Here is a 23,690-nt window from a genome sequence, read left to right as displayed (position 1 = left end):
CGCTTCAGCCGCGCAGGGCGGCGATCGAGTCCGCGAGGGCCCGGGCCACGTCCGGGACGGACCGGTGGGCCCCGTCCCGTACGACATGGCGTCCGCCCACGATCGTGTGCCGCACGTCCGCGGCCGACGCTGCGAATACCGCCGTCTCGGCTGCCAGACGCGGCACCGGTCCCGCTGTCCTGACCGAGTCCAGTGCGAGGGTGGTGAAGTCCGCCAGGGCGCCGGGCTCCAGGACGCCCGCGTCGGTCCAGCCGAGGGCCGCCTGACCGTCGGCCGTCGCCGCCCGCAGCAGGGCCGCGGCCGTCCAGTGGCCGCGGGTGCGGGTGCGCAGGCGCTCGTTCAGCTCCATGGCCCGCGCCTCCTCCAGGAGGTCGATGACGGCGTGGCTGTCGCTGCCGAGCGACAGCGGGGAGCCGGCCCGCTGGAGGGCGACGGCCGGGCCGATGCCGTCGGCGAGGTCGCGTTCGGTGGTGGGGCACATGCAGGTGCCGGTGGCCGTGGAGCCGATCAGCGCCACGTCCGCGTCCGTCATGTGGGTGTTGTGGACGCCCGTGGTGCGGGCGCCCAGCACGCCGTGGTCGGCGAGCAGTCGCGTCGGGGTCACGCCGTGCGCCGCGAGGCAGGCGTCGTTCTCCGCCGTCTGCTCGGAGAGGTGGACGTGCAGGGGCGCCTGCCGGTCCTCGGCCCAGCGGGCCACGGTGGACAACTGGTCGGCGGGCACGGCCCGTACGGAGTGGATCGCGGCCCCGATCCGGACGCCCTCGCGCTCCTTCAGGGCGCTCGCCCGCTCGGCCCAGGCGTCGGCCGTGCCGTCGCTGAAGCGGAGCTGGTGGGATTCGGGGGCGGCGCCGAAGCCGGAGGAGAGGTAGGCCGTGTCGAGCAGGGTGATCCGGATGCCGGCCTCGCCGGCGGCGGCGATCAGGGCCTCGCCCATGGCGTTGGGGTCGGCGTACGGGGTGCCGCCGGGCGCGTGGTGCAGGTAGTGGAACTCGCCGACGGAGGTGATGCCGGCCAGCGCCATCTCGGCGTACGTCGCACGCGCGAGCGAGTAGTAGGTGTCCGGAGTGAGCTTCTGGGCTACGGCATACATGACCTCGCGCCAGGTCCAGAATGAATCGGGCGCCCGCCCCCTGTCGTGTCCCCGCCCGCGCGGGGATGATCCGGCGTGCGAGTGTGCTTTCGCCAGTCCGGGGATCGTCACACCAGCCTGGACGGTGCCGCGCAAGGCTCGATGAAAAGCATGACTGTGGCTGTTGGCCAGGCCCGGAATCGTCAGCCCACGCAGCACCTCCGCGCCAGGGGGCGGCGGCTCCACGTCCTTCCGTACGTTCGCGATGCGTCCGTCCGTCACGTCCAGGGCGACGCCCGGCTCGGCGTGCGTGCCGAGCCAGGCGTGCTCCAGCCAGTACGTCGTCGTCACCTGCACGCCAGGCCCTCCAGTACGTCGGCGAGTGCGCGGACCCCGGCGAGGCAGTCGTCCTCGGCGGCGAACTCGGCCGGGGAGTGCGAGACGCCGGTGGGGTTGCGGACGAACAGCATGGCGGTCGGGATCGAGGCGGACAGGATACCGGCGTCGTGGCCCGCGCCGGTGCCGAGGACGGGCACCTTGTCGCCGGTGGCGGCGCCCAGGATCCGGCTCATCTCGTCCCGCAGCGCGTGCCCGAACTCGACCACGGGCGTGAAGGACTCCCGTACGACGGCGAGGTCGACGCCCTGCCGTACGGCGTGGTCGCGGGCGGCGGCCTCGATGCCGGCGACGACCGTGTCCAGGGCCTCCTGGTCGGCGGCGCGGGCGTCGAGCCAGCCGCGGACCAGCGAGGGGATGGCGTTGACGCCGTTCGGCTCGACGGCGATCTTGCCGAAGGTGGCGACGGCGCCCGCGAGTTCGGCCTCGCGGCGGGCGGCGAGGACGGTCTCGGCGTACGGCAGCATCGGGTCGCGCCGGTCGGCGAGCCGGGTGGTGCCGGCGTGGTTGGCCTCGCCGTGGAAGTCGTACCGCCAGCGGCCGTGCGGCCAGATGGCGGAGGCGATGCCGACGGCGTCCCCGGACAGGTCCAGGGCGCGGCCCTGCTCGACGTGGAGTTCGACGAAGGCGCCGATGCGGGCCAGCCGCTCGGGGTCCGGGCCGATGGCCTCGGGGTCGTATCCGGCGGCCTCCATGGCCTGCGGGAGGGAGATCCCGTCGGTGTCGCGCAGCTCGAACGCCTTCTCCTTGGTCAACTGCCCGGCCGTGAGGCGGGAGCCGACGCAGGCGAGGCCGAAGCGGGCGCCCTCCTCGTCGCCGAAGTTGACGATGGCGAGGGGCCGTTTGAACGAGACGCCGCGGGCGCGGAGTTCGTCGAGGGCGGCGAAGGCGGAGACGACGCCGAGGGGGCCGTCGAAGGCGCCGCCGTCGGGCACGGAGTCCAGGTGGGAGCCGGTGACGACGGCGTCGCCGGCGGCCGGGTCGCCGAGCCAGGCCCACTGGTTGCCGTTGCGGTCGGTCTCGACGTCGAGGCGCCGGGCCTCGGCCTGCATCCGGAACCAGAGCCGGCAGTCGGCGTCGGCGGCGGTCCAGGCGTAGCGGCGGTAGCCGCCGGAGGCGTCGCTGCGGCCGAGGGGCCGCAGCGACGTCCACAGGGCGTGGAAGGTGGCACTCACGCGGAGACGCCCTCGCCGTCGCCCTCGCGCATCGGGACGCGGACGCCGCGCTCGTCGGCGACCCGCTCCGCGATGTCGTAGCCCGCGTCGACGTGGCGGATGACGCCCATGCCGGGGTCGTTGGTGAGCACGCGGCGGATCTTCTCGCCGGCCAGCGGGGTGCCGTCGGCGACGGTGACCTGCCCGGCGTGGATGGAGCGGCCCATGCCGACGCCGCCGCCGTGGTGGATGGAGACCCAGGAGGCGCCGGAGGCCACGTTGACCATGGCGTTGAGCAGCGGCCAGTCGGCGATGGCGTCGGAGCCGTCGAGCATGGCCTCGGTCTCGCGGTACGGGGAGGCGACGGAGCCGCAGTCGAGGTGGTCGCGGCCGATGGCGAGCGGGGCGGCGAGGGTGCCGTCGGCGACCATGTCGTTGAACAGGGCGCCGGCCTTGTCGCGTTCGCCCTGGCCGAGCCAGCAGATGCGGGCGGGCAGGCCCTGGAAGTGGACGCGCTCGCCGGCCATCGTGATCCAGCGGCGCAGGGACTCGTTCTCCGGGAAGAGGTCGAGGATCGCCTTGTCGGTCTTGTGGATGTCGGACGCCTCGCCGGACAGGGCGGCCCAGCGGAACGGGCCCTTGCCCTCGCAGAACAGCGGGCGGATGTAGGCCGGGACGAAGCCGGGGAAGGCGAAGGCGCGGTCGTAGCCGGCGAGCCGGGCCTCGCCGCGGATCGAGTTGCCGTAGTCGAAGACCTCGGCGCCGGCGTCCATGAAGCCGACCATGGCCTCGACGTGCCGCGCCATCGACTCGCGGGCGCGGGTGGTGAATCCGGCCGGGTCCTTGGCGGCGGCGTCGGCCATGTCCTCGAAGGCGACGCCGACCGGCAGGTACGACAGCGGGTCGTGGGCCGAGGTCTGGTCGGTGACGATGTCGATCGGGGCGCCCTCGGCGAGCATCCGCGGCAGCAGCTCGGCGGCGTTGCCGAGGAGGCCGATGGACAGCGGGCGGCGGGCGTCGCGGGCCTCGGTGGCGAGCTGGAGGGCGTGGGCGAGGTTGTCGGCCTTGACGTCCAGGTAGCGGTGCTCGATGCGGCGCTCGATGGCGCGCGGGTCGCAGTCGACGCAGATCGCGACGCCGTCGTTCATGGTGACGGCGAGCGGCTGGGCGCCGCCCATGCCGCCGAGGCCGGCGGTGAGGGTGATGGTGCCGGCCAGGGTGCCGCCGAACTTCTTCGCGGCGACGGCGGCGAAGGTCTCGTAGGTGCCCTGGAGGATGCCCTGGGTGCCGATGTAGATCCAGGAGCCGGCCGTCATCTGGCCGTACATGGTGAGGCCGAGCTGCTCCAGGCGCCGGAACTCCTCCCAGTTGGCCCAGTCGCCGACCAGGTTGGAGTTGGCGATGAGGACGCGCGGGGCCCACTCGTGGGTCTGCATGACGCCGACCGGGCGGCCGGACTGGACCAGCATGGTCTCGTCCTGCTTGAGGGTCTTCAGCGTGCGGACCATGGCGTCGAAGGAGCGCCAGTCGCGGGCGGCCTTGCCGGTGCCGCCGTAGACGACGAGCTTGTCGGGGTGCTCGGCGACCTCGGGGTCGAGGTTGTTCTGGAGCATGCGGAGGGCGGCTTCCTGCTGCCATCCCAGGGCGCTCAGTTCCGTACCGCGCGGGGCCCGTACGGGGCGGGGTCCTGACATGGCGATGCCTCCTCGATCCTTCGGCTATTCATTCAGATATTCACATCCTGGCCCGCTGAATAGACTTAGTCAACCGCTGCGGCGGCATCCCCTCCGGTGGTGGGATGGCCCCATGGACGCACCCATGGCTTCCTCACTCGGATCCGACCGCCGGGAACGGGCCCGCGACCAGGCCGTCCGCGCCGCGGTCCGGCACGGGCTCCTCTCCCCCTCCGAACCCGTCGTCGCCCTCCTCGACACCGACGGCATCCGTGCCTCCGCCGCCGCCCTGACCAGCGCCTTCGCCTCCGTCACCGACGCCCCCGTGCTGCACGCCTTCGCCGTCAAGGCCGCCCCGCTCGTCCCCGTCCTGCGCCTGCTGTACGAGGCGGGGCTCGGCGTCGAGGTCGCGAGCCCCGGCGAGCTGGCGCTGGCCCGCGCGGCCGGGGTGCCCCCGACCCGTACGGTCCTCGACTCGCCCGCCAAGACCCCCGCCGAGCTGCGCCAGGCGCTCGCGCTCGGCATCGCGGTCAACGCCGACAACCTCCAGGAACTGACCCGCCTCGACGCGCTCGTCGCCTCCGCGCCCACCGCCTCACCCCTCGGACTCCGGGTGAACCCGCAGGTCGGAGCCGGTTCCATCGGCGCGCTGTCCACCGCGACCGCCACCTCCAAGTTCGGTGTGGCGCTGCGCGACGAGGGGGCGCGGGAGGCCGTCGTCCGGGCCTTTCTGGAACGCCCCTGGCTCACCCGGCTGCACGCCCACACCGGCTCCCAGGGCATCCCGCTCGCCCTGATGGCCGAGGGCGTGGGCGCCGCCTACGCGCTCGCCGAGGAGATCAACACCAAGGCCGGCCGGCAGCAGATCGACACCCTCGACATCGGCGGCGGCCTGCCGGTCAACTTCGCCTCCGACGAGGAGACCCCGACGTACGCGGAGTACGCGGAACTGCTCGCCGCGACCGTCCCCGGCCTGTTCGACGGGCGGTACGCGCTGGTCACCGAGTTCGGCCGCTCGCTGCTCGCCAAGCACGGCACGGTGCTGGCCCGCGTCGAATACACCAAGACCTCCGGCGGCCGGGCCATCGCCGTCACCCACGCGGGCGTCCAGCTCGCCACCCGGACGGTCTACGCCCCCGAGTCCTGGCCGCTGCGGATCCTCGCGTACGACGCCGAGGGGCGGCCCCGCGGGCGCGCGGAGGCGGCGGGGGCCCCCGAGCGGGACGCGGTCCAGGAGGTCGTCGTGGACGTGGTCCAGGACGTGGCCGGGCCGGCCTGTTTCGCCGGGGACCTGCTCGCCGTCGGCCGGTCCCTGCCGCTGCTGCGGCCCGGCGACCTGGTCGCGGTGCCGGACACCGGCGCGTACTACTTCGCCCACCACTACGCGTACAACAGCCTGCCCCGGCCCGCCGTCCACGGCTTCACCCGGGCGGACGACGGCGGCATCGTCTTCTCGACCGTCCGCAGGGCCCAGACCCTCGACGAGATCGTCGCGGAAGCGGGCGGCGACCGGCCGGACGCGCTGCTGCGCACCGCGCCGCCCGGTGGTCCCATGGGGGCATGACAGCACGCGCCTCCGTCGTGGTGGACCACCGGATCGCCGCCTCCCCCGGCCGGGTCTGGGAGTCGATCACCGACCTGCGGGACCTGCCGCGGGTGCTCTCCGGCGTCGAGAAGGTCGAGGTGCTCACCGAGGGCGGCTTCGCGGTGGGCACCCGCTGGCGGGAGACCCGGCGGATGCTGGGCAGGACGGCCACGGAGGAGATGACCGTGACGGTCTGCGAGCCGCCCGAGCGCTATGTGACCGTGGCCGACTCGCACGGCATGCACTACGTCTCCGAGATCGCCCTCCTGCCGCAGGGGCCGGCCGTCTCGGCCGAGGCGACGGTGCTGCGCATGACCTTCACCGCCCGGCCCGCCCACGACCGCGCCCCGGGACTCGTCATGCGGCTGCTCGGCCGGCTCGGCTCGCGGGCGGTGGCGCGGGCGCTCGCCAAGGACCTGGACGAGATCGCCCGGGCGGTCGAGAGCCGGAGCTGACGGCACGTCGGCGGGCCGGCCGACGCCATCCGCTTCTCCCGCTCCCCCCGCTTCTGACAAATTCCCTTGGAAAATGCCAGAAGCCCCTCCGGCGCTCACGACGTTGAGTAGCGTCACCGTTACTGCCGTTCGTCCGCACGCCGCATCGGGAGGGGATCTCGCGTGCCCGGAATCGACGAGTGCCTGCTGGAGGCCATGAGCCTGCCCGGGGCGCGCGGGGCCTGGCTGGTCGACTGGACCAGCGGACTGGCCCTCGGGGCGGCGGGCGAGTCCCCGGTCGGCGACCACGAGACGACCGCCGCCGAGAGCGCCGAACTGGCCCGCTCGGCGGCCGAGTTCGAGTCCGCCGAGTTCGGGTCCGCCGACGCCCCGCCCTCGCCGCCCTCCCCGCCCGGCTTACCGGGCGCCCCCGGCACCCCGGCCGCCCCGGGAGCCCCTGGAGCCACGGGAGCCCCGCCCGTGGAGGACCTGATCGTCACCACCCGCACCGGCTACCACGTGATCCGCTTCGTCGAGACCGCCTTCGACAGCAGCGTCTTCCTCCACCTCTGGCTCGACCGCACCAACGGCAACCTCGCCCTCGCCCGGATCCGGCTCGGCGACCTCGCCCAGAGGCTGGTCCTGGGATGACCGCCGGCGTGTCCCCGATGCTCACCCGCCTCGCCGCCGAGAAGGCCACCGGCGCCCTGCTGCGCGACCACGGCACCCTCTACCTCGTCGACGGCCGCGTCGTGCACGCCGAGAGCCCGAGCGCGCCCGGCGTCGACGTGCTCCTCACCGCCGCCGGGCGGCTGCCCCGCGAAGGCTGGGAGGAGGCCGTGGACCGGGCCGGGGCGCTCGGCGCCGTCGGCCGGTTCCTCGTCGACAGCGGCCGGCTGCACGGCGGCGAACTGGAGATCTGCCACCTCGGCGCCCTCTTCGACGCGGCCTTCTTCGCCCTCGCGCCCACCACGGGGCCCACCCGCTTCCGCTACGGCGTGGGCCACTGGTTCGGCACGGTGCGGCCGGTCGACGCCGAGGCCGTCGAGCGCGAGACCCTGCGCCGCCGCGAGCTCCTGGACGGCGTCTGGCCCTACCCCGCCGTCGACGCCGCGCCCGTGGTCCCCCGGCCGGCCGCGCCCGGGCAGCCGGTGGGCGCCCGGCACCGGGCGCTGCTCGCGGCGGCCGACGGGACCCGGACGCCCGCCGACCTCGCCCGGCTCCTCGGCCGGGCCGCCTTCCACACGCTGCTCGACATACGGCGGCTCGCCGCGGCCGGTCTCGTGGAGACCCCGCACGAGGCGCCGCCGCCCGCGCCCGCCGTCCCCGCGTGGGTCGGCGAGGTCGCCACCCCCGACCCCGACATCGCCCTGCTCCGCCGGCTCCGTGACGCCCTGGAGGCAGCGCTGTGATGAGGCGTGCCCTGCGCCTGCGCGCCGAGAGGAGACAACTGATGACCGCAGAAGCCGAGGTCCTCGTCGAGCTGAGACGGCTGCGGGCCCGGCTGCCGCAGCTCACCGGTGCCCTCGCGGCCAGCGCCGACGGCCTGGTGCTCGCGCAGGACGCCGTGGACGGCGAGGCGGAGAGCGTCGCCGCGCTCACGGCCGCCGCGCTGGGCGTCGGACAGCGCCTCACCGACACGACCGGACAGGGCGGCTTCCGGGAGCTCCTGGTCCGCGGCGAGCACGGCTACGTGGCGACGTACGCGGCGGGGAACGCGGCCGTCCTGACGCTGCTCGCCGAACCCCGCGTCAACGTCGGCCGGCTCCACCTGGAGGCCCGCCGGTCCAGCGCCCGGATAGGCGAGCTGGTGGACGGCGCCCTGGAACGCAGAGACCCGAACTGACCGACGCCCCCCTGCCCGAGAACCTCACCGAGACCCTGAACCGAGACCCTGAACCGAGACAAGGAAGAACCATGGCGAACACCGAGACCTCCCTCAAGGAAGCGGCCCAGATCGAAGGCGCGATCGGCGCCGCCCTCGTCGACTACACGAGCGGCATGGCCCTCGGCACCATCGGCGGCGGCCAGGAGCTCGACCTGAACGTGGCGGCGGCCGCCAACACGGACGTGGTCCGCGCCAAGGTCCGCGCGATGGAGGCGCTGGGGCTCAACGACGAGATCGAGGACATCCTGATCACCCTCGGCACCCAGTACCACCTGATCCGCCTGCTCAGGTCCCGTGGCGGGAGCGGCCTCTTCCTCTACCTGGCCCTGGACAAGACCCGGGCCAACCTGGCGATGGCCCGCCACCACCTGAAGAGGATCGAGGCGGAGCTGGAGGTCTGAGCGGGCCGGGTCCCGTCCGCGAGACGGGCCCGGGTCCCGGTCCGCGAGACGGGCCCGGGGCCTAGTCCACGAACAGGCCGCGCGCCGCCGCCTTCACGTCGAACTCCTCCAGGCGGGCCTGCGCGTCCGGCAGTTCGTCCGCCATCGCCTCGAGGAGCACCCGGCCGAGCAGCATCGGGGCGCACGCGGTGTCGAAGGCGAGGCCGGTGCCGACGGCGGCCGGGATGAGCAGGTCGCTGTGCGCGGCGACCGGTGCGAAGGCGGACTCGGCGACCGTCACCACCGTGAGGCCGGTGGCCTTGGCGTACGCCAGGGCGTCGACGACCTCGCGCGGGTGCCGGGGCAGCGCGAAGCACAGCAGTGCGGTGGCCCCGGCCCGTACGGCCGCGTCGATGCGGTCGTCGAGCATCGAGCCGCCCTCGTCGAGCAGCCGGACGTCCGGATGGACCTTGCCGGCGAAGTAGGCGAAGCCCCGGGCCTGCGAGGAGGCGGCCCGCAGCCCGAGGACGGGCAGCGGCCGGGAGGCGGCGAGCAGCCGGCCGGCGCGCTCGACGGGCGCGGGGTCGGCGAGCAGGTCGGCGAGGTGCCGGAGGTTCTCGATCTCGCCCAGGACGGCCTGCTGGTACGCGTTGTGCTCGGCGAGCTCCTCGGCGACGGCCGGCACGCTCTCGCGCAGGTGCTTGCGGAGCGCCGGGTAGCCGTCGAAGCCGAGGGCGACGGCGAAGCGGGTGACCGAGGGCTGGCTCACCCCGGCCAGCTCGGCCAGCTCCACGCTGGACAGGAACGGCACGTCGGCGGCGCGCCGCACCATGCAGTGCGCGATCCGCCGCTGGGTCGGCGTCAGCCGGTGCCCCTCGAAGAGCGTCTGCAGCCGTCCGGCCGGGCTGTCGCTCATGCCGTCCCCCTTCCACTTATTCATCCACCTGAACTCTGCATGAGAATATGCAGCCAGGCAAGGGAAGAGGACCCGGGGGGCCGACAGGGTCCAGCGGCGACCGGCGGCGACTGGGGAAGGATTGCGCGGGGACCGCCGCACCCCCGTGACCGGGGGGCGGGACGACGGCGGTCCCCGCGAGGGACACGGGCCCGGGTCAGGGCCGGTCCGCGTCCGTGGCGTCGGCGGAGTTCCGGGAGCCGCTCCGGAGTTCCGTGGCGCCGATGAGGAACACTCTGCCGGACCGTTGTTAAGCGGGTGCTGCGGGTACGTGTCGCGCTCGTACCGTTTGCGCGAACGTACCCGCCCGCACCCGACGGCCCGTCAGTCCCCCGTCACGCGGCGGACGTCAGTGCTGCTTCGTACCGCCGTTGGCGGCGAGGAAGGCCAGCAGGTCCTGACGGCTGACGACATCGGTCGGCTTGCCCTCGACCAGCACGATCGCCGCGTCCGCCTCGCCGAGGACGGACATCAGGTCGGCGACCGGCTCGCCCGAGCCGACCTGCGGCAGCGGGGCGGACATGTGGTCCTCCAGCGGGTCCTCCAGGGACGCCTTCTGCGTGAAGAGGGCGCTCAGGAGCTCGCGCTCGACGACGGAGCCGACGACCTCGGCGGCCATGACGTCGGGGTGGCCGGCGCCGGGCTTCACGATCGGCATCTGGGAGACGCCGTACTCGCGGAGCACCTCGATGGCCTGGCCCACGGTCTCGTCCGGGTGCATGTGGACGAGCGAGGGCATGCCGCCCGACTTGCGGCGCAGCACGTCGGCGACGGTCGCGGAGGAGGTGTCCTCCAGGAAGCCGTAGTCGGCCATCCACTCGTCGTTGAAGATCTTGGACAGGTAGCCGCGGCCGGAGTCCGGCAGCAGCACGACCACGACGTCGTCGGGGCCGAGCTCCTTGGCGACCTCCAGCGCGGCGACGACCGCCATGCCGCAGGAGCCGCCGACCAGCAGGCCCTCCTCCTTGGCGAGGCGGCGGGTCATCTGGAAGGAGTCCTTGTCGGAGACCGCGACGATCCGGTCGGCGACGTTCCGGTCGTAGGCGGTGGGCCAGAAGTCCTCACCGACGCCCTCGACCAGGTACGGGCGGCCGGAGCCGCCGGAGTAGACGGAACCCTCCGGGTCGGCGCCGATGACCTGGACCTTGCCGCCGGACACCTCCTTCAGGTAGTTGCCGGTGCCGGAGATGGTGCCGCCGGTGCCGACGCCCGCGACGAAGTGGGTGATCCTCCCGTCCGTCTGCTGCCACAGCTCGGGGCCCGTGGTCTCGTAGTGCGAACGGGGGTTGTTCGGGTTCGAGTACTGGTCCGGCTTCCAGGCGCCCGGGGTCTCGCGCACGAGGCGGTCCGAGACGTTGTAGTACGAGTCCGGGTGCTCGGGGTCGACGGCCGTGGGGCAGACCACGACCTCGGCGCCGTACGCGCGCAGCACGTTGATCTTGTCCAGGGACACCTTGTCCGGGCAGACGAAGATGCACTTGTAGCCCTTCTGCTGGGCCACGATCGCCAGGCCGACGCCGGTGTTGCCGGACGTGGGCTCGACGATGGTGCCGCCGGGCTTGAGCGCACCGCTCGCCTCGGCCGCCTCGATCATGCGCAGGGCGATGCGGTCCTTGACCGAGCCGCCCGGGTTGAAGTACTCGACCTTGGCCAGGACGGTCGCCTGAAGGCCCGCAGTGACGTTGTTGAGCTTCACCAGCGGGGTGTTGCCGACGAGGCTGATCATCGAGTCGTGGAATTGCACCGTAATCTCCGGGGTCTCCGTAATGGTGCAGCCAGCGTATTCCGTGGAATGCGTACGCGGTGCCGCTTACGGGGCAGTGAGTAACCACGAGGCGGCCCGAGACGGCGGCCCGAAGACGCGCGAGGACGCTCGAAGGAGGTGCGTGCACCGATGTCCAGGGCGAGGGTGGCACGGCGGATCGCCGCGGGCGCGGCGTACGGCGGCGGGAGCATCGGCCTGCTGGGCGTGGCGGCCGTGGGGGTGCTGCTGGCCGAGGTACAGCTTGCGAAGCGGACCGTGGGGGGCGGGGTGGCGCCGCTGCCGCCGGGGGCGGACGGCCGATACGGCGGCTCCTACGGCGGGGAGGTGCCGCTGCGGCTCGCCCTTCTGGGTGATTCCACGGCGGCCGGCCAGGGCGTGCGGCGGGTGGGCCAGACGCCGGGCGCGCTGCTGGCGTCCGGGCTCGCCGCGGTGGCCGAGCGGCCGGTGGACCTGCGGAACGTGGCCCTGCCCGGGGCGCGCTCGGACGACCTGGAGCGGCAGGTGTCGCTGCTGCTGGCGTCGCCGTCGGGGGCCCCGGACGTTGCCGTGATCATGATCGGGGCGAACGACGTCACGCACCGGATGCCGCCGACCCAGTCGGTGCGCTGTCTCGCGGCGGCGGTGCGGCGGCTGCGCACCGCGGGCGCGGAGGTGGTGGTCGGCACCTGCCCGGATCTGGGCACGATCGAGCCGGTCTACCAGCCGCTGCGCTGGCTGGCCCGGCGGGCCTCGCGGCAGCTCGCGGCGGCGCAGACGATCGTGGTCGTCGAGCAGGGCGGCCGGACGGTGTCGCTGGGCGATCTGCTGGGGCCGGAGTTCGCGGCCAATCCGCGCGAGATGTTCGGGGTGGACAACTTCCACCCGTCGGCGGAGGGCTACGCGACGGCGGCGATGGCGGTGCTGCCGACGGTCTGCGCGGCGCTCGGGGTGTGGCCGGAGGCCGACCGGCTCGACGCGGCCCGGCACGAGGACATACTGCCGGTGGCGAAGGCGGCGGCCGAGGCGGCGAAGCAGGCGGGCACGGAGGTCACCGGCGCCCGCGCCCCCTGGGCCCTGCTCAAGCACCGCAGGCGCCGCCGCCTGCCCGTGCCCGCCGCCCCGGAGCCCGGCGACGACGGCACGGACACCCCGGACCCGCGCCAGGCCGCCGACCCGGCCTGAGCACGGCCCGACGGGGCGGGCGCGGCGGGGCGGGCGCGTCCCGCCGCGGCAGCGGGCGGCCGCAGTCGACTGAGCGAGCGCTTAGAAAAGAGGTCCGCGTCACATGCCGCGCCCGGTGACCCCGTGCGGTACGTGCAGGTAACTTCCCTTTGAGTCCGTCCACCCAGCACCCTCCTGGAGCCGTGATGCCCGAAGCCGTCATCGTCTCGACCGCCCGTTCTCCGATCGGCCGGGCCTTCAAGGGCTCCCTGAAGGACCTTCGTCCCGACGACCTGACCGCCACGATCATCCAGGCCGCCCTCGCCAAGGTCCCCGAGCTGGACCCGCGCGACATCGACGACCTGATGCTCGGCTGCGGTCTGCCCGGTGGCGAGCAGGGCAACAACCTGGGCCGGATCGTGGCCGTACAGATGGGGATGGACCACCTCCCCGGCTGCACCGTCACCCGCTACTGCTCCTCCTCGCTGCAGACCTCCCGCATGGCGCTGCACGCCATCAAGGCCGGCGAGGGCGACGTCTTCATCTCGGCCGGCGTCGAGATGGTCTCCCGCTTCGTGAAGGGCAACTCCGACTCGCTGCCGGACACGCACAACCCGTTCTTCGCCGAGGCCGAGGCCCGCACCGCGGCCGTCGCCGAGTCCGAGGGCTCGACCTGGCACGACCCGCGCGAGGACGGCCTGGTCCCCGACGCGTACATCGCCATGGGCCAGACCGCCGAGAACCTGGCCCGCTGGAAGGGCGTCAGCCGCCAGGAGATGGACGAGTTCGGCGTGCGCTCGCAGAACCTCGCCGAAGAGGCCATCAAGAACGGCTTCTGGGAGCGCGAGATCACCCCGGTCACGCTGCCCGACGGCACGGTCGTCTCGAAGGACGACGGCCCGCGCGCCGGCGTCACCCTGGAGGGCGTCTCCGGCCTGAAGCCGGTCTTCCGCCCCGACGGCCTGGTGACCGCCGGCAACTGCTGCCCGCTCAACGACGGCGCCGCCGCGCTCGTGATCATGTCCGACACCAAGGCGCGGGAGCTGGGCCTGACCCCGCTGGCCCGGATCGTGTCCACCGGCGTCTCCGGCCTTTCCCCCGAGATCATGGGCCTCGGCCCGGTCGAGGCGTCCAAGCAGGCCCTGAAGCGGGCCGGTCTGACCACGGGCGACATCGACCTGGTCGAGATCAACGAGGCGTTCGCCGCCCAGGTCATCCCGTCCTACCAGGACCTGGGCTTCGACCTGGACAAGGTCAACGTCAACGGCGGCGCCATCGCCGTCGGCCACCCCTTCGGCATGACGGGCGCCCGCATCACCGGCACGCTCATCAACAGCCTCCAGTTCCACGACAAGCAGTTCGGCCTGGAGACCATGTGCGTCGGCGGCGGCCAGGGCATGGCCATGGTCATCGAGCGGCTGAGCTAACCGTCCCGCGTCCAAGCCGTGACCGAATCTCCCCCAGGATGTGACATACATCCCGGGGGAGAGTCGTTTTCCCAGGTCACGGCCGTTTCGGGCCCAAACGCCAGGCAGAAATACCTGTCCATTTCGTGACGTAATGCACTGACAGGCGATGCCACCCCACGACAAGCTGATGTAGGAAGTCGGGGGATCGACTCGGAATCGGGAGTACGTCAGTGAGCGCACTGTCTCTTGCCCTGCTGGTGACCACGGCCGCTGCCACGGCCGTGGGCGCCGCCGCCCTGCACGCCGCCCACGGTCTCCGCAAGCAGGTCACCGCGCTGCGTGGCGAGCTCGCCGCGACGCACGGCGTGACCGTCCCCCCGGCCCGGACGCCGGTCGACGAGATACGGGCCGCGGTGGCCGACGCCCTGGCCGAGGAGCGTGAGCGCGAGCTCGCCGAGGCGCGGGCCTTCTGGGCCGCGCAGGAGGCCCGGGACGCCGCCGACGCCCCGTCGCTGCTCGGCGGCCTGGCCGGACCGGCCGAGGAGGGCCCGTTCTTCGTGCCGCGCCAGGCCGACTTCGTGGGCCTGGAGGCGATGGCCCTGGAGGCCATGGAGGCGGAGGCCGCCGCGCTCGACGGCCGGGAGATCTTCGACGGCCGTGAGTCCTTCGAGGCGACGCGGGAGACCTTCGACGGCCGCGACCCGCTGGACACGTTCGACACCTTCGACAGCTTCGAGGCCCTGGAGGAGCTCCCCGAGCTCGCCGGGCCGACCGAGTACCCCGAGGACTCCCCCGAGCTGGCCGCGGCCCGCCGCCGCCACCCCTCGCACCCGGACTTCGTGCCGGTCCAGACCCCGGTGGTCACCGACCACGAGCGCACGGTGGCCCGCCTGGAGGAGCTCGCCGACACGCGCACGGCGCTGACCGACGTCCGCCCCGGCCCGCTGGGCACGCTGGACGTGTACGTCTTCGCCGACGGCACCACGCTCTGCATGACCCCCGGCCACCGGGAGACGGCCGAGCGCCTCGCCGAGGCCCTCCGGGCCGGCCGGGCCCCGGTGCTCCTGGGCGGCTCGGGCGTGTCCGGCGCCTACGCCCTGACCTTCTCGTGCGGGGAAGCGGCCGAGGACAACGTGTACATCCTCGCGGACCGCGTGATCGCCAGCCTGTAGCCCCTCGGGGCCCCGGGACACGGCCGCTACAGCCCCGAGCGGGCCTCCGCCTCCCGTACCAGCCTCACGGCCTCGCGCAGGTCCCCCTCCGGGGAACCGGCCGGGCCGTCCGGGACGCCCTGGGCGTCCGAGGCGTCCGAGGTGTCCGAGGCGTCCGGGACCGACCGCAAAGTTTCGGCCAGATCCGTGGCGGCGACCACCAGTTGGTCGGCGACCGCGAAGACACCCGCGTCCGGCATGATCACCGGCTCCCGGCCGGGGAATTCGAGGCGCTGCGCCCGGACGGCCAACTCCCTTGCCAGGGCGAGCCCTTCGGCGGCGGCACCGCGCTGGAGGCGGCTCTGCGGGGCGGCCCGCAGCCGGTCGGCGAACCGCTCTGCGGCGGCGGTCAGTTCACTCGTATCGCGCACCGTGCGACCCTATGCGCCGTCCGGGGGCCATTGCCAACAGGCGAACGGTCGGGCACGGTGGCGTGAAGGAGCACACGGCACAACGCGTCCGGAGGCGCCGATGTCCCACGCATTCTCCGAGGAAACCCACCGCAACCTGCTCGCCCGCATCCCCCATTGCACCGGTCGTGAGATCTCCGACTGGCTGAGGGCCGTCGAGGAGGGCCCCTCCCTGATCCGCTTCGAGGAGAAGGTCCGCTGGCTGCGCGGCGAGCACGGCCTCGCCTACGGCCACGCCAAGGCCATCATCCACGAGTACGACCTCCGTCGGGCGGCCCGCCGCATGCTCTGACGGCTCAGCCCTTCACGTGACGGCCGAGGAAGTCGCGGACCAGGTCCGCGATCTCCTCGCCGTGCGTCTCCAGGGCGAAGTGCCCCGCGTCGAGGAGATGGATCTCCGCGTCCGGCAGGTCCCGGGCGAACGCCTCGGCACCGGCCGGGCCGAAGATCTCGTCGCCGCGGCCCCAGGCGGCCAGCAGCGGCGGCCGGTGGGTGCGGAAGTACTCCTGGAAGGCCGGGTAGCCCTCCAGGTTGAACTGGTAGTCCCAGAACAACTGGAGCTGGATCTCCTGGTTGCCGGGCCGGTCGAGGCCCGCCTGGTCGAGGGTCCAGGTCTCGGGGCCGATCCGGTCGAGCCGGTCGGCCGGGACGCCGTGGGTGTACTGCCACCGGGTGGCCTCGGCGGTCAGCAGCGCGCGCACGCCGGCCTCGTGCGCCTCCCGGTCCTCGGCATGGGCGAAGAGGACGTCCCAGAAGGGCGTGAAGCCCTCCAGGTAGGCGTTGCCGCTCTGGGTGACGATCGCGCCGACCCGCTCGGGGTGGCGGGAGGCGATGCGCAGGCCGATGGGCGCTCCGTAGTCCTGGAGGTAGAGGGCGAAGCGATCGAGCCCGAGCCGGTCGAGCAGGGCCAGCGTGATCCCGGTGAGCCGCTCGAAGCTGTAGTCGAAGGCGTCCACGGCGGGCGCGGCGGAGGCGCCGAAGCCGATGTGGTCGGGGGCGATCAGGTGGTACGCGTCGGAGAGCTCGGCCATCAGTCCCCGGTACATGTGCGAGCTGCTCGGGAAGCCGTGCAGCAGCACCAGGGTGGGCCGGGCCGGGTCGCCGGCCTCTCGGTAGAAGACCTCCAGGCCGTCGATGGTCACGGTGCGGGAGCGCAGGGCGAAGCCGGACATGGGTATCCCCTCGAAGACAGGGAGAACGCTCGTTCTCCCGATGGCCTGTAGAGTAGGAGAACGATGGTTCTCGACGCAACGGGCTTTTCCGAGGGGTGACCGGTGATGGACGCGGAGACCGCGGAGCTGAAGCTCCTGGAGACGGCCGAGGCCCTGTTCGACGAGAAGGGCGTCCAGGCCGTCGGCATGGACGCCATCCGCGGCGCGTCCGGCGTCTCCCTCAAACGCCTCTATCAGCTCTTCCCGTCCAAGGACCATCTGGTCTGGGCGGTCCTCAAGCGGCGCGACGCGGCCGTGCGCGAGGCCATCGCCGCCCACGGCGCCACCCACGCCACCAGCCCCTATCAGCGGGCGCTCGCGGTCTTCGACTACCTGGGCGACTGGTTCGCCGCCCCCGACTTCCGGGGCTGCGCCTTCATCAACACCTTCGGGGAGATGGGCGGCATCTCCCCGGACATCGCCGAGATCGCCCGCAGCCACAAGCAGGCCCTGCGGGACTACTTCGCCGAGCAGACGGACGCCCTGAACGCCCCGCCCGCCCTCGCCGACCAACTGGCCCTGCTCGCCAACGGCGCCATGGCGGTCGCCGGCATCCGCGGCAGCTCCGAGCCCGCCGCCCAGGCCAAGGACGCGGCCAGGGTGCTGCTCGACGCGCACGTCGACTGACGGCCGTCCCGCCGCCCCGCCCCACGCGGAAGGGCCCGCCCGGCGGATGCCGGACGGGCCCTTCCCATGTCACGCGAGGTGTCACGCGATGCGTCAGTCGTCGCCCTGAAGGATCGAGAGCAGACGCAGGAACTCCATGTAGATCCACACCAGGGTCAGGGTGAGGCCGAAGGCCGCCATCCAGGACTCCTCGCGCGGAGCGCCGTAGGTGATGCCGTCCTCGACCTGCTTGAAGTCCAGGGCCAGGAAGCAGGCACCGAGGATGATGCCGATGACACCGAACAGGATGCCGAGGCCACCGCTGCGGAAGCCGAGGCCGTCACCGCCGCCGAAGACGGCGAACAGCAGGTTGACCGCCATCAGCAGCACGAAGCCCATGGCGGCCGCCATCACGAAGCCGTAGAAACGGCGGGTGACGCGGATCCAGCGCATCTTGTAGGCGATCAGCACACCGGCGAAGACCGACATCGTGCCGAGCACGGCCTGCGGGACCACGCCGTCGGCGATGTACGTCGAGACGGCGGCGGAGATCACGCCGAGGAAGACGCCCTCGAAGGCCGCGTAGGCCAGGATCAGCGCCGGCGACGGCTTGCGCTTGAACGACTGGACCAGCGACAGGACCAGGGCGATCAGACCGGCGCCGATGGCGATGCCGTACGACTTGCCCAGGTTCGCCGGGTCGACCGGCAGCAGCAGCCAGGCGAGGACGGCGGTGACCACGACCGTGCCGAGCGTCATCGCCGTACGGCTGACGACGTCGTCGATCGTCATGACGTTGCCGCGGACCTGCTGCGGCGCGCCGAGCGTGTCCTGCTGCGCGTACGGGTTGGTCGCGTACGGGTTCGCACCGCCCTCGGCCTGCGGGGCACCGGTGGCGTACGGGTTCGTTCCGACGGCGGGGCCCCCGGCCTGCGGCTGCTGCGCGTTGAAGCCGGCGTAGCCGTTGTCGCGGCTGAACCCCCGTCGCGAGAAGACCGGGTTGCTGCTCCTCATCTCACTCCTCCATGGCCGCACTGCGCGGCCTTGCGTCAAGAGTAATGCGAAGGCAAAAGAAACTCCCTCGTGCTGGGGGAGGATCTTTATACGATCGTGCCCGGAAAGCCCGAGGACACGCGGCCGGGAGGGGCGGGGACGGAGGGGGAGGAGTGTGCCCGGAACCGGATTCGAACCGGTACGGCCCGAAGGCCAGCGAGGTTTAAGCTCGCCGTGTCTGCATTCCACCATCCGGGCGTCACGCGATGGTCCGCGTTGGCACAGGAGCCTATCGGGGCGCGTCGCCCGTTCAGCGGAACGGCGGCCCGATGTTGTCTTATTTTATTGACACATGAGGGTGCGTCAGCGCAGGTGGGGGCTGCTGGGGCGAAGGGCGACGGGGGTCGCGGCAGCAAAGACCCGGCCGCCTGATTGACGAAAACTCGCCGCCGGATCCGACCCGACTTCGTCACCTCTGTGCCGCGCTCCGCGCCCCCTCCGCGGAGGCCGCCGGGCGGGCCGGACGCGGGCCTCTTCCGCGCCTCGTCTCTCGGGGTCGCCGTCATACCTCAGGATGACGGGACGTCCCGGCGGTCCGACTCCAGTCGCCCCCGGGAACGGGCACGTGGACGGACGCCGGGCGCCATAACGCTCGACACGATGGAGTGGTTCCCGAACATCCGCAGTGACAGGAGTCGCCGTCGTGACCACCAGCTTCACCGTGCCCCGCACCACCGCGGTGGCCGCCCGCGCCACCGACCTCTCGAAGGTCTACGGACAGGGCGAGACCCAGGTGGTCGCTCTGGACCGGGTCAGCGTGGACTTCCGGCAGGGCGAGTTCACCGCGATCATGGGCCCCTCCGGCTCCGGCAAGTCGACCCTGATGCACTGCGTCGCCGGCCTGGACTCCTTCAGCTCCGGCTCGGTCCGGATCGGCGAGACCGAGCTCGGCAGCCTGAAGGACAAGCAACTGACCCAGTTGCGCCGGGACAAGATCGGCTTCATCTTCCAGGCGTTCAACCTGCTGCCCACGCTGACCGCCCTGGAGAACATCACGCTCCCCATGGACATCGCGGGCCGCAAGCCCGACAAGCAGTGGGTGCAGCAGGTCATCGACATGATCGGCCTGTCCGGCCGGCTCAGCCACCGCCCCGCGCAGCTCTCCGGCGGCCAGCAGCAGCGCGTGGCCGTGGCCCGCGCGCTCGCCTCCAAGCCCGAGATCATCTTCGGTGACGAGCCGACCGGAAACCTCGACTCCCGCTCCGGCGCGGAGGTGCTGGGCTTCCTGCGCAACTCCGTGCGCGAGCTCGGCCAGACGGTGGTGATGGTGACCCACGACCCGGTCGCCGCCTCCTACGCGGACCGGGTCGTCTTCCTCGCGGACGGCCGGATCGTCGACGAGATGCTCCACCCGACGGCGGACGGCGTGCTCGACCGCATGAAGGCATTCGACGCCAAGGGCCGCACGAGCTGACCCCGGGGCCCCGCCCCCGGCCCCGGGCCGACGCCGCCCCACGAGGCGCGCCGGTCCGCGGGCCCCCGTGCCCCGATCCAGACCTCCTCCTCCAGGACTCACACCCATGTTCCGTACCGCCCTGCGCAATGTGCTCGCGCACAAGGCCAGGCTGCTGATGACCGTCCTCGCCGTCATGCTCGGCGTGGCCTTCGTCTCCGGCACCCTGGTCTTCACCGACACCCTTTCGAACGCCTTCCGCGCCCAGTCCTCCAAGAGCTACGACGACATCGCCGTCGCCGTCAGCGCCGCCCCGAACCAGCGGGACCCCAACGCGACCCCGGGCCTGTCCGAGCAGACCCGGCAGAAGATCGCCGCGCTCGACGGCGTCGCCGACGCCACCGGCCGGGTCAACGGCTTCGCCGGTGTGCCGGACAAGGACGGCAAGCTGATCGGCGTCGGCTGGTCCAACAAGGGCACCAACTTCGCCCCCGGCCGCGACGGCAAGGACACCGCGTACGCCTTCACCTCCGGCAACGGCCCGGTGAAGGACGACCAGATCGCGCTCGACAAGGACACCGCCGACAAGGGCGGCTACAAGGTCGGCGACCGCGTCCGCGTCGCGACCAACGGCCCGGTCGAGACCTACACCCTCTCCGGTGTCTTCACCACGGAGGACGGCGCCGTGAGCGCCGGCGGCAGCCTGGTCCTGTTCGACACCGACGTCGCCCAGAAGCTGTTCCTGCGGCCCGGGCACTTCATGGACATCAACGTGCGCGCCGAGGCCGGCGCGGACGCCGACAAGATCCTCGCCGCCGTGAAGCCGGTCGTCGGCGACACCGCCGACGCCCAGACCGGTCAGGCCCTCGCCGACCAGCAGGCCAAGGACATCGAGGCGGGCCTGAGCAGCCTCAACCAGATGCTGCTCGGCTTCGCCGGCATCGCCCTCTTCGTCGGCGTCTTCCTGATCTCCAACACCTTCACGATGCTGGTCGCCCAGCGCACCAAGGAACTCGCGCTGATGCGCGCCGTCGGCGCCTCCCGCAAGCAGATCACGCGCTCGGTGCTCGCGGAGGCCGGTGTGGTCGGCCTGGTCGCCTCGCTGGTCGGCTTCGGTCTCGGCATCGGTCTCGCCGCCGCCCTGCGCGCCGGCATGAACGCCTTCGGCCTGAAGATCCCGGCCGGTGACCTGGTCATCGGCACCACCCCGCTGCTCTCGGCGCTCGCCGTCGGCATCCTCGTCACCATGCTGGCCGCCTGGCTGCCCGGCCGCCGCGCCGCCAAGATCCCGCCGGTCGCCGCCATGAGCAGCGTCCACGCGGTCGCCACCACCAAGTCGCTGGTCGTGCGCAACACCATCGGCGCGCTCATCACCGCCGCGGGTCTGCTGGGCATCGTGCTCGGCGCCGGCACGGGCGGCGACGACGGCCGGATGCTGATCGCCGGCGGCGCGTTCCTCGCCCTCATCGGCGTGATCGTGCTGATCCCGCTGCTGTCCCGCCCGGTGATCGCGCTGGCCCGGCCGTTCCTGAAGCCCTTCGGCGTCGCCGGCTCCCTGGCCGGGCAGAACGCGGTCCGCAACCCGCGCCGCACGGGCGCCACGGCCTCCGCGCTCGCCATCGGCCTCACCCTGGTCACCGGTCTGTCGGTGCTGGGCGCAACGGTCGGCTCGGCCGTCGACCGGATGACGACCGACCAGATCAAGGCCGACTACATGATCACCATGGCGAGCGGCGAGGGCCTCAACCAGGCCGCGCTGGACGCCGTGCGCACGACCCCGGGCGCCACCGCGGTCTCGCCGCAGCAGGCCGGCTACCTCCAGGTGAAGGGCGACTTCAGGTCCGTCTCCGGTGTCACCCCCGGCGACGTCGAGAAGGTGCTCAACCTCCGTGTGATCGACGGTTCGCTCGGCTCGCTCGCCCAGGGGCAGGTCGCCGTCGCCGAGAAGACGGCGAAGAAGCAGGGCTGGAAGGTCGGCTCGGCGCTGCCGGTCGAGTTCTCCGACAAGAAGAAGGGCGAGCTGAAGGTCGGCGCGGTCTACGAGGACAGCGAGTTCGTCTCGCCGCTGCTCCTGGACGCGAAGATCCTCAACGTCCACGAGCCCAAGCCGTACATCCCGCAGATCTTCGTGAAGATGGACGGCGGCGCGTCGGCCGCGGCCGAGAAGGCCGTGACGAAGTCGCTCGGCGACAACCCGGCCGTCACGGTGATGGACCAGAAGGACATCCGCGACGAGTTCGGCGGCGTCATCAACATGATGCTGAACATCATGTACGGCCTGCTGGCGATGGCGCTGATCATCGCGGTGCTCGGGGTGGTCAACACCCTGGCGATGTCCGTCTTCGAGCGGCAGCAGGAGATCGGCATGCTGCGGGCGATCGGTCTGGACCGGCGCCGGGTGAAGCGGATGGTCCGCCTGGAGGCCGTGGTCATCTCGCTGTTCGGCGCGGTGGTCGGCATCGCCCTCGGCTCCTTCCTGGGCTGGGCGATCGGCGAGACGCTGCGCAGCAGCCTCCCCGGCTACGCGCTGGTCCTGCCGTGGGGCCGGATCGGGGTCTTCCTGCTCCTGGCCGGGCTGGTCGGCGTCCTGGCCGCCATGTGGCCGGCCCGCAGCGCGGCGAAGCTGAACATGCTGGCCGCGATCAAGGCCGAGTAGCCGCCCGCAAGTGACGAAGAGGGCCGGTCTCCCCGAGCGGGGGGACCGGCCCTCGGCATGCGGTACGGGTCAGTTGCCCGCGCAGTACGCCATCAGGTGCTCGTGGTTGGCCTTGTACTGGGCGAAGAGCGCCGGGTTGTCGATCTTCAGCAGGGTCTCGTCGTTGGCGCGCAGCGCCGGGTACGTGTAGTTGTGGCTGCCGGTCCACACCAGCTTCCTGCCCGCCACGCCGTCGTACGTGCCCTCCACGAGCAGGTACTTGGAGTGCAGGCCGGCCTTGGCGACGTCGGCGCCCCGGTCCTCGTAGCACTGGACGCGCTGGGTGAGCTTGCCGGAGATCACCGACTCGACGGCGGTGCCCATTGAGCCGGGGTAGCCGTCGTGGGCGAGGATCACCGAGCAGCCGGCGTTCTTCAGGGCGACGAGCTTGCTCGCGACCTCGTCACGGGTGAAGAGGTTGGCGGCCATCCGCACCTGCGTGCCGCCGGAGCAGCCGACGTTGTCGAGGATCAGCTTGACGGTGTCGGTGGAGGCGTCGGCGTCGTAGGAAGTGCCGGCGGACTCCTGGCGCGGGAAGAAGTACGTCTTGTACGGGCCGGTCGTGCTGCTCGGGGTCTTGTAGTAGTGGCTCAGTCCGGCGGTGGAGGTGCCGTGGTGCAGCAGGTCGGCGAAGTAGGACTGGTAGATGCCGTAGAGGCCGCTGTCGACGATGGTGACGGCGTTGTTGAACAGGTCGGTGCGCTGGACGCCGGTCATGTTGGCCGAGGTCTGCACGACGACGTCGCTCGCGCCGCCGGTGTTCGAGAACAGCCAGAACTTGTTGTGGTTGATGGCGCCGTCGGTGTCGCTCGGCAGCTTCCGGGAGCCGATGCAGCCGCGGCCCGCGGGGCAGGCGAAGACCCAGGAGGGCTGGGTGCGGTCGGTGCCCAGGCGGGTGACCAGGCGCTCGTACTCGCCTCCGGCCATGGTGGCGGAGGTGTGGTCGACGATCACCCGGACCTTCACGCCGCGGGTCTTGGCGGCGCCGAGCGCGTCGGTGACGGGGTCGTCGGTGAAGGTGTAGAGCCCGGCGGTGATGGTCGAGCCGGCCGGGGCCTGGCCGATGAGGTCGATGACGTGGTCGCGGACCCGGTTCTGGGCCGCGGTGTCGCCCGCCGGGTCGTTGAAGGTGGCGGTGGTGGTCACGGCGGCGGCGCCCGAAGGGGCCGGGGAGGCCGCCAGGAGGCCGGCGGCGGCGGCCAGGGCGAGCAGGAGACGGGTGGGACGGCGCAAAGGTTCCCCCTCGGTCGACAAGAGCGTCGG

Annotated in this window: 22 protein-coding genes and 1 tRNA gene; 13 read left to right on the top strand and 10 right to left on the bottom strand. The window is 72.5% G+C overall.

Annotated elements, in window-relative coordinates; genetic code table 11:
- Positions 1-4 precede the first annotated feature (4 nt).
- Genes ABZ135_RS11785 through hutU form a run of 3 tightly spaced genes read right to left on the bottom strand, consistent with a single transcriptional unit; the run spans position 5 to position 4,313 of the window.
- On the bottom strand, positions 5-1,426 hold the full coding sequence (locus ABZ135_RS11785; protein ID WP_356694396.1) for a formimidoylglutamate deiminase: 1,422 nt from the start codon (positions 1,424-1,426) through the stop codon (positions 5-7).
- Positions 1,417-2,640, bottom strand: coding sequence for an allantoate amidohydrolase (locus ABZ135_RS11780; protein ID WP_356694394.1), 1,224 nt, complete (start codon positions 2,638-2,640; stop codon positions 1,417-1,419). The genes ABZ135_RS11785 and ABZ135_RS11780 overlap by 10 nt, the downstream gene beginning before the upstream one ends.
- Complete coding sequence (gene hutU, locus ABZ135_RS11775) at positions 2,637-4,313, bottom strand: urocanate hydratase (protein WP_356694392.1); 1,677 nt, start codon at positions 4,311-4,313, stop codon at positions 2,637-2,639. The genes ABZ135_RS11780 and hutU overlap by 4 nt, the downstream gene beginning before the upstream one ends.
- A gap of 124 nt (positions 4,314-4,437) precedes the next feature.
- Between hutU and ABZ135_RS11770 the strand changes: the two genes are divergently transcribed.
- From ABZ135_RS11770 to ABZ135_RS11745, 6 genes are all read left to right on the top strand, one after another.
- Positions 4,438-5,856 carry a diaminopimelate decarboxylase gene (locus ABZ135_RS11770; RefSeq protein WP_356694390.1) on the top strand — a complete coding sequence of 473 codons (1,419 nt, stop codon included), beginning with the start codon at positions 4,438-4,440 and terminating at the stop codon, positions 5,854-5,856.
- Positions 5,853-6,332 (top strand): SRPBCC family protein, encoded by a 480-nt coding sequence (locus ABZ135_RS11765; RefSeq protein ID WP_356694388.1) that lies wholly within the window; start codon positions 5,853-5,855, stop codon positions 6,330-6,332. Before ABZ135_RS11770 ends, ABZ135_RS11765 begins: the two co-directional genes overlap by 4 nt.
- 162 nt (positions 6,333-6,494) lie before the next feature.
- Positions 6,495-6,962, top strand: coding sequence for a hypothetical protein (locus ABZ135_RS11760; protein WP_356694386.1), 468 nt, complete (start codon positions 6,495-6,497; stop codon positions 6,960-6,962).
- On the top strand, positions 6,959-7,723 hold the full coding sequence (locus tag ABZ135_RS11755) for a transcriptional regulator (RefSeq protein ID WP_356694384.1): 765 nt from the start codon (positions 6,959-6,961) through the stop codon (positions 7,721-7,723). Before ABZ135_RS11760 ends, ABZ135_RS11755 begins: the two co-directional genes overlap by 4 nt.
- A gap of 41 nt (positions 7,724-7,764) precedes the next feature.
- Positions 7,765-8,157, top strand: coding sequence for a roadblock/LC7 domain-containing protein (locus tag ABZ135_RS11750; RefSeq protein ID WP_356694382.1), 393 nt, complete (start codon positions 7,765-7,767; stop codon positions 8,155-8,157).
- A gap of 71 nt (positions 8,158-8,228) precedes the next feature.
- Positions 8,229-8,600, top strand: coding sequence for a hypothetical protein (locus ABZ135_RS11745; RefSeq protein ID WP_356694380.1), 372 nt, complete (start codon positions 8,229-8,231; stop codon positions 8,598-8,600).
- Between the two features lie 61 nt (positions 8,601-8,661).
- On the opposite strand, the gene ABZ135_RS11740 is transcribed toward ABZ135_RS11745, so the two are convergent.
- On the bottom strand, positions 8,662-9,495 hold the full coding sequence (locus tag ABZ135_RS11740) for a MurR/RpiR family transcriptional regulator (protein ID WP_356694378.1): 834 nt from the start codon (positions 9,493-9,495) through the stop codon (positions 8,662-8,664).
- Positions 9,496-9,883: 388 nt separating this feature from the next.
- On the bottom strand, positions 9,884-11,278 hold the full coding sequence (locus ABZ135_RS11735; RefSeq protein ID WP_356694376.1) for a cystathionine beta-synthase: 1,395 nt from the start codon (positions 11,276-11,278) through the stop codon (positions 9,884-9,886).
- A 150-nt stretch (positions 11,279-11,428) separates the two neighbouring features.
- Here ABZ135_RS11735 and ABZ135_RS11730 point away from each other — a divergent pair, with 150 nt between their 5' ends.
- The 3 genes from ABZ135_RS11730 (at position 11,429) to ABZ135_RS11720 (ending at position 15,020) form a co-directional block, all read left to right on the top strand.
- Positions 11,429-12,460: an SGNH/GDSL hydrolase family protein gene (locus ABZ135_RS11730; protein ID WP_356694374.1), complete on the top strand. Its 1,032-nt coding sequence runs from the start codon at positions 11,429-11,431 to the stop codon at positions 12,458-12,460.
- A 185-nt stretch (positions 12,461-12,645) separates the two neighbouring features.
- The gene (locus ABZ135_RS11725) at positions 12,646-13,866 is read left to right on the top strand and encodes an acetyl-CoA C-acetyltransferase (protein WP_356694372.1); all 1,221 of its coding nucleotides are present in this window, start codon (positions 12,646-12,648) and stop codon (positions 13,864-13,866) included.
- Positions 13,867-14,078: 212 nt separating this feature from the next.
- Entirely contained in the window at positions 14,079-15,020 is a 942-nt protein-coding gene (locus ABZ135_RS11720; protein ID WP_356694370.1) for a hypothetical protein, read from the top strand.
- Between the two features lie 26 nt (positions 15,021-15,046).
- Here the strand turns inward: ABZ135_RS11720 and ABZ135_RS11715 are convergent, their stop codons facing one another.
- Positions 15,047-15,430: a hypothetical protein gene (locus tag ABZ135_RS11715; RefSeq protein WP_356694368.1), complete on the bottom strand. Its 384-nt coding sequence runs from the start codon at positions 15,428-15,430 to the stop codon at positions 15,047-15,049.
- Between the two features lie 100 nt (positions 15,431-15,530).
- Here ABZ135_RS11715 and ABZ135_RS11710 point away from each other — a divergent pair, with 100 nt between their 5' ends.
- The gene (locus ABZ135_RS11710; protein ID WP_356694366.1) at positions 15,531-15,761 is read left to right on the top strand and encodes a DUF4287 domain-containing protein; all 231 of its coding nucleotides are present in this window, start codon (positions 15,531-15,533) and stop codon (positions 15,759-15,761) included.
- 4 nt (positions 15,762-15,765) lie between these two features.
- On the opposite strand, the gene ABZ135_RS11705 is transcribed toward ABZ135_RS11710, so the two are convergent.
- On the bottom strand, positions 15,766-16,641 hold the full coding sequence (locus ABZ135_RS11705; RefSeq protein ID WP_356694364.1) for an alpha/beta fold hydrolase: 876 nt from the start codon (positions 16,639-16,641) through the stop codon (positions 15,766-15,768).
- 105 nt (positions 16,642-16,746) lie between these two features.
- Between ABZ135_RS11705 and ABZ135_RS11700 the strand changes: the two genes are divergently transcribed.
- On the top strand, positions 16,747-17,307 hold the full coding sequence (locus ABZ135_RS11700; protein WP_356694362.1) for a TetR/AcrR family transcriptional regulator: 561 nt from the start codon (positions 16,747-16,749) through the stop codon (positions 17,305-17,307).
- Positions 17,308-17,400: 93 nt separating this feature from the next.
- On the opposite strand, the gene ABZ135_RS11695 is transcribed toward ABZ135_RS11700, so the two are convergent.
- Together ABZ135_RS11695 and ABZ135_RS11690 are read right to left on the bottom strand one after the other, a co-directional pair.
- Complete coding sequence (locus ABZ135_RS11695; RefSeq protein WP_356694360.1) at positions 17,401-18,300, bottom strand: Bax inhibitor-1/YccA family protein; 900 nt, start codon at positions 18,298-18,300, stop codon at positions 17,401-17,403.
- A 155-nt stretch (positions 18,301-18,455) separates the two neighbouring features.
- Positions 18,456-18,537: transfer RNA gene (locus ABZ135_RS11690), tRNA-Leu, on the bottom strand.
- A gap of 445 nt (positions 18,538-18,982) precedes the next feature.
- Between ABZ135_RS11690 and ABZ135_RS11685 the strand changes: the two genes are divergently transcribed.
- On the top strand, positions 18,983-19,753 hold the full coding sequence (locus ABZ135_RS11685; protein WP_356694358.1) for an ABC transporter ATP-binding protein: 771 nt from the start codon (positions 18,983-18,985) through the stop codon (positions 19,751-19,753).
- A 106-nt stretch (positions 19,754-19,859) separates the two neighbouring features.
- Positions 19,860-22,388, top strand: coding sequence for an FtsX-like permease family protein (locus ABZ135_RS11680; RefSeq protein ID WP_356694356.1), 2,529 nt, complete (start codon positions 19,860-19,862; stop codon positions 22,386-22,388).
- Between the two features lie 69 nt (positions 22,389-22,457).
- On the opposite strand, the gene ABZ135_RS11675 is transcribed toward ABZ135_RS11680, so the two are convergent.
- A complete protein-coding gene (locus ABZ135_RS11675) occupies positions 22,458-23,660 on the bottom strand; it encodes a phospholipase D-like domain-containing protein (protein WP_356694354.1) in 1,203 nt (400 codons plus the stop codon).
- Positions 23,661-23,690 lie beyond the last annotated feature (30 nt).

The sequence above is a fragment of the Streptomyces sp. NPDC006339 genome, from assembly GCF_040612775.1.
Lineage (GTDB): Bacteria > Actinomycetota > Actinomycetes > Streptomycetales > Streptomycetaceae > Streptomyces.
Note: the sequence above shows the minus strand (reverse complement) of the source record. Positions and strands in the feature narration are given on the sequence as shown.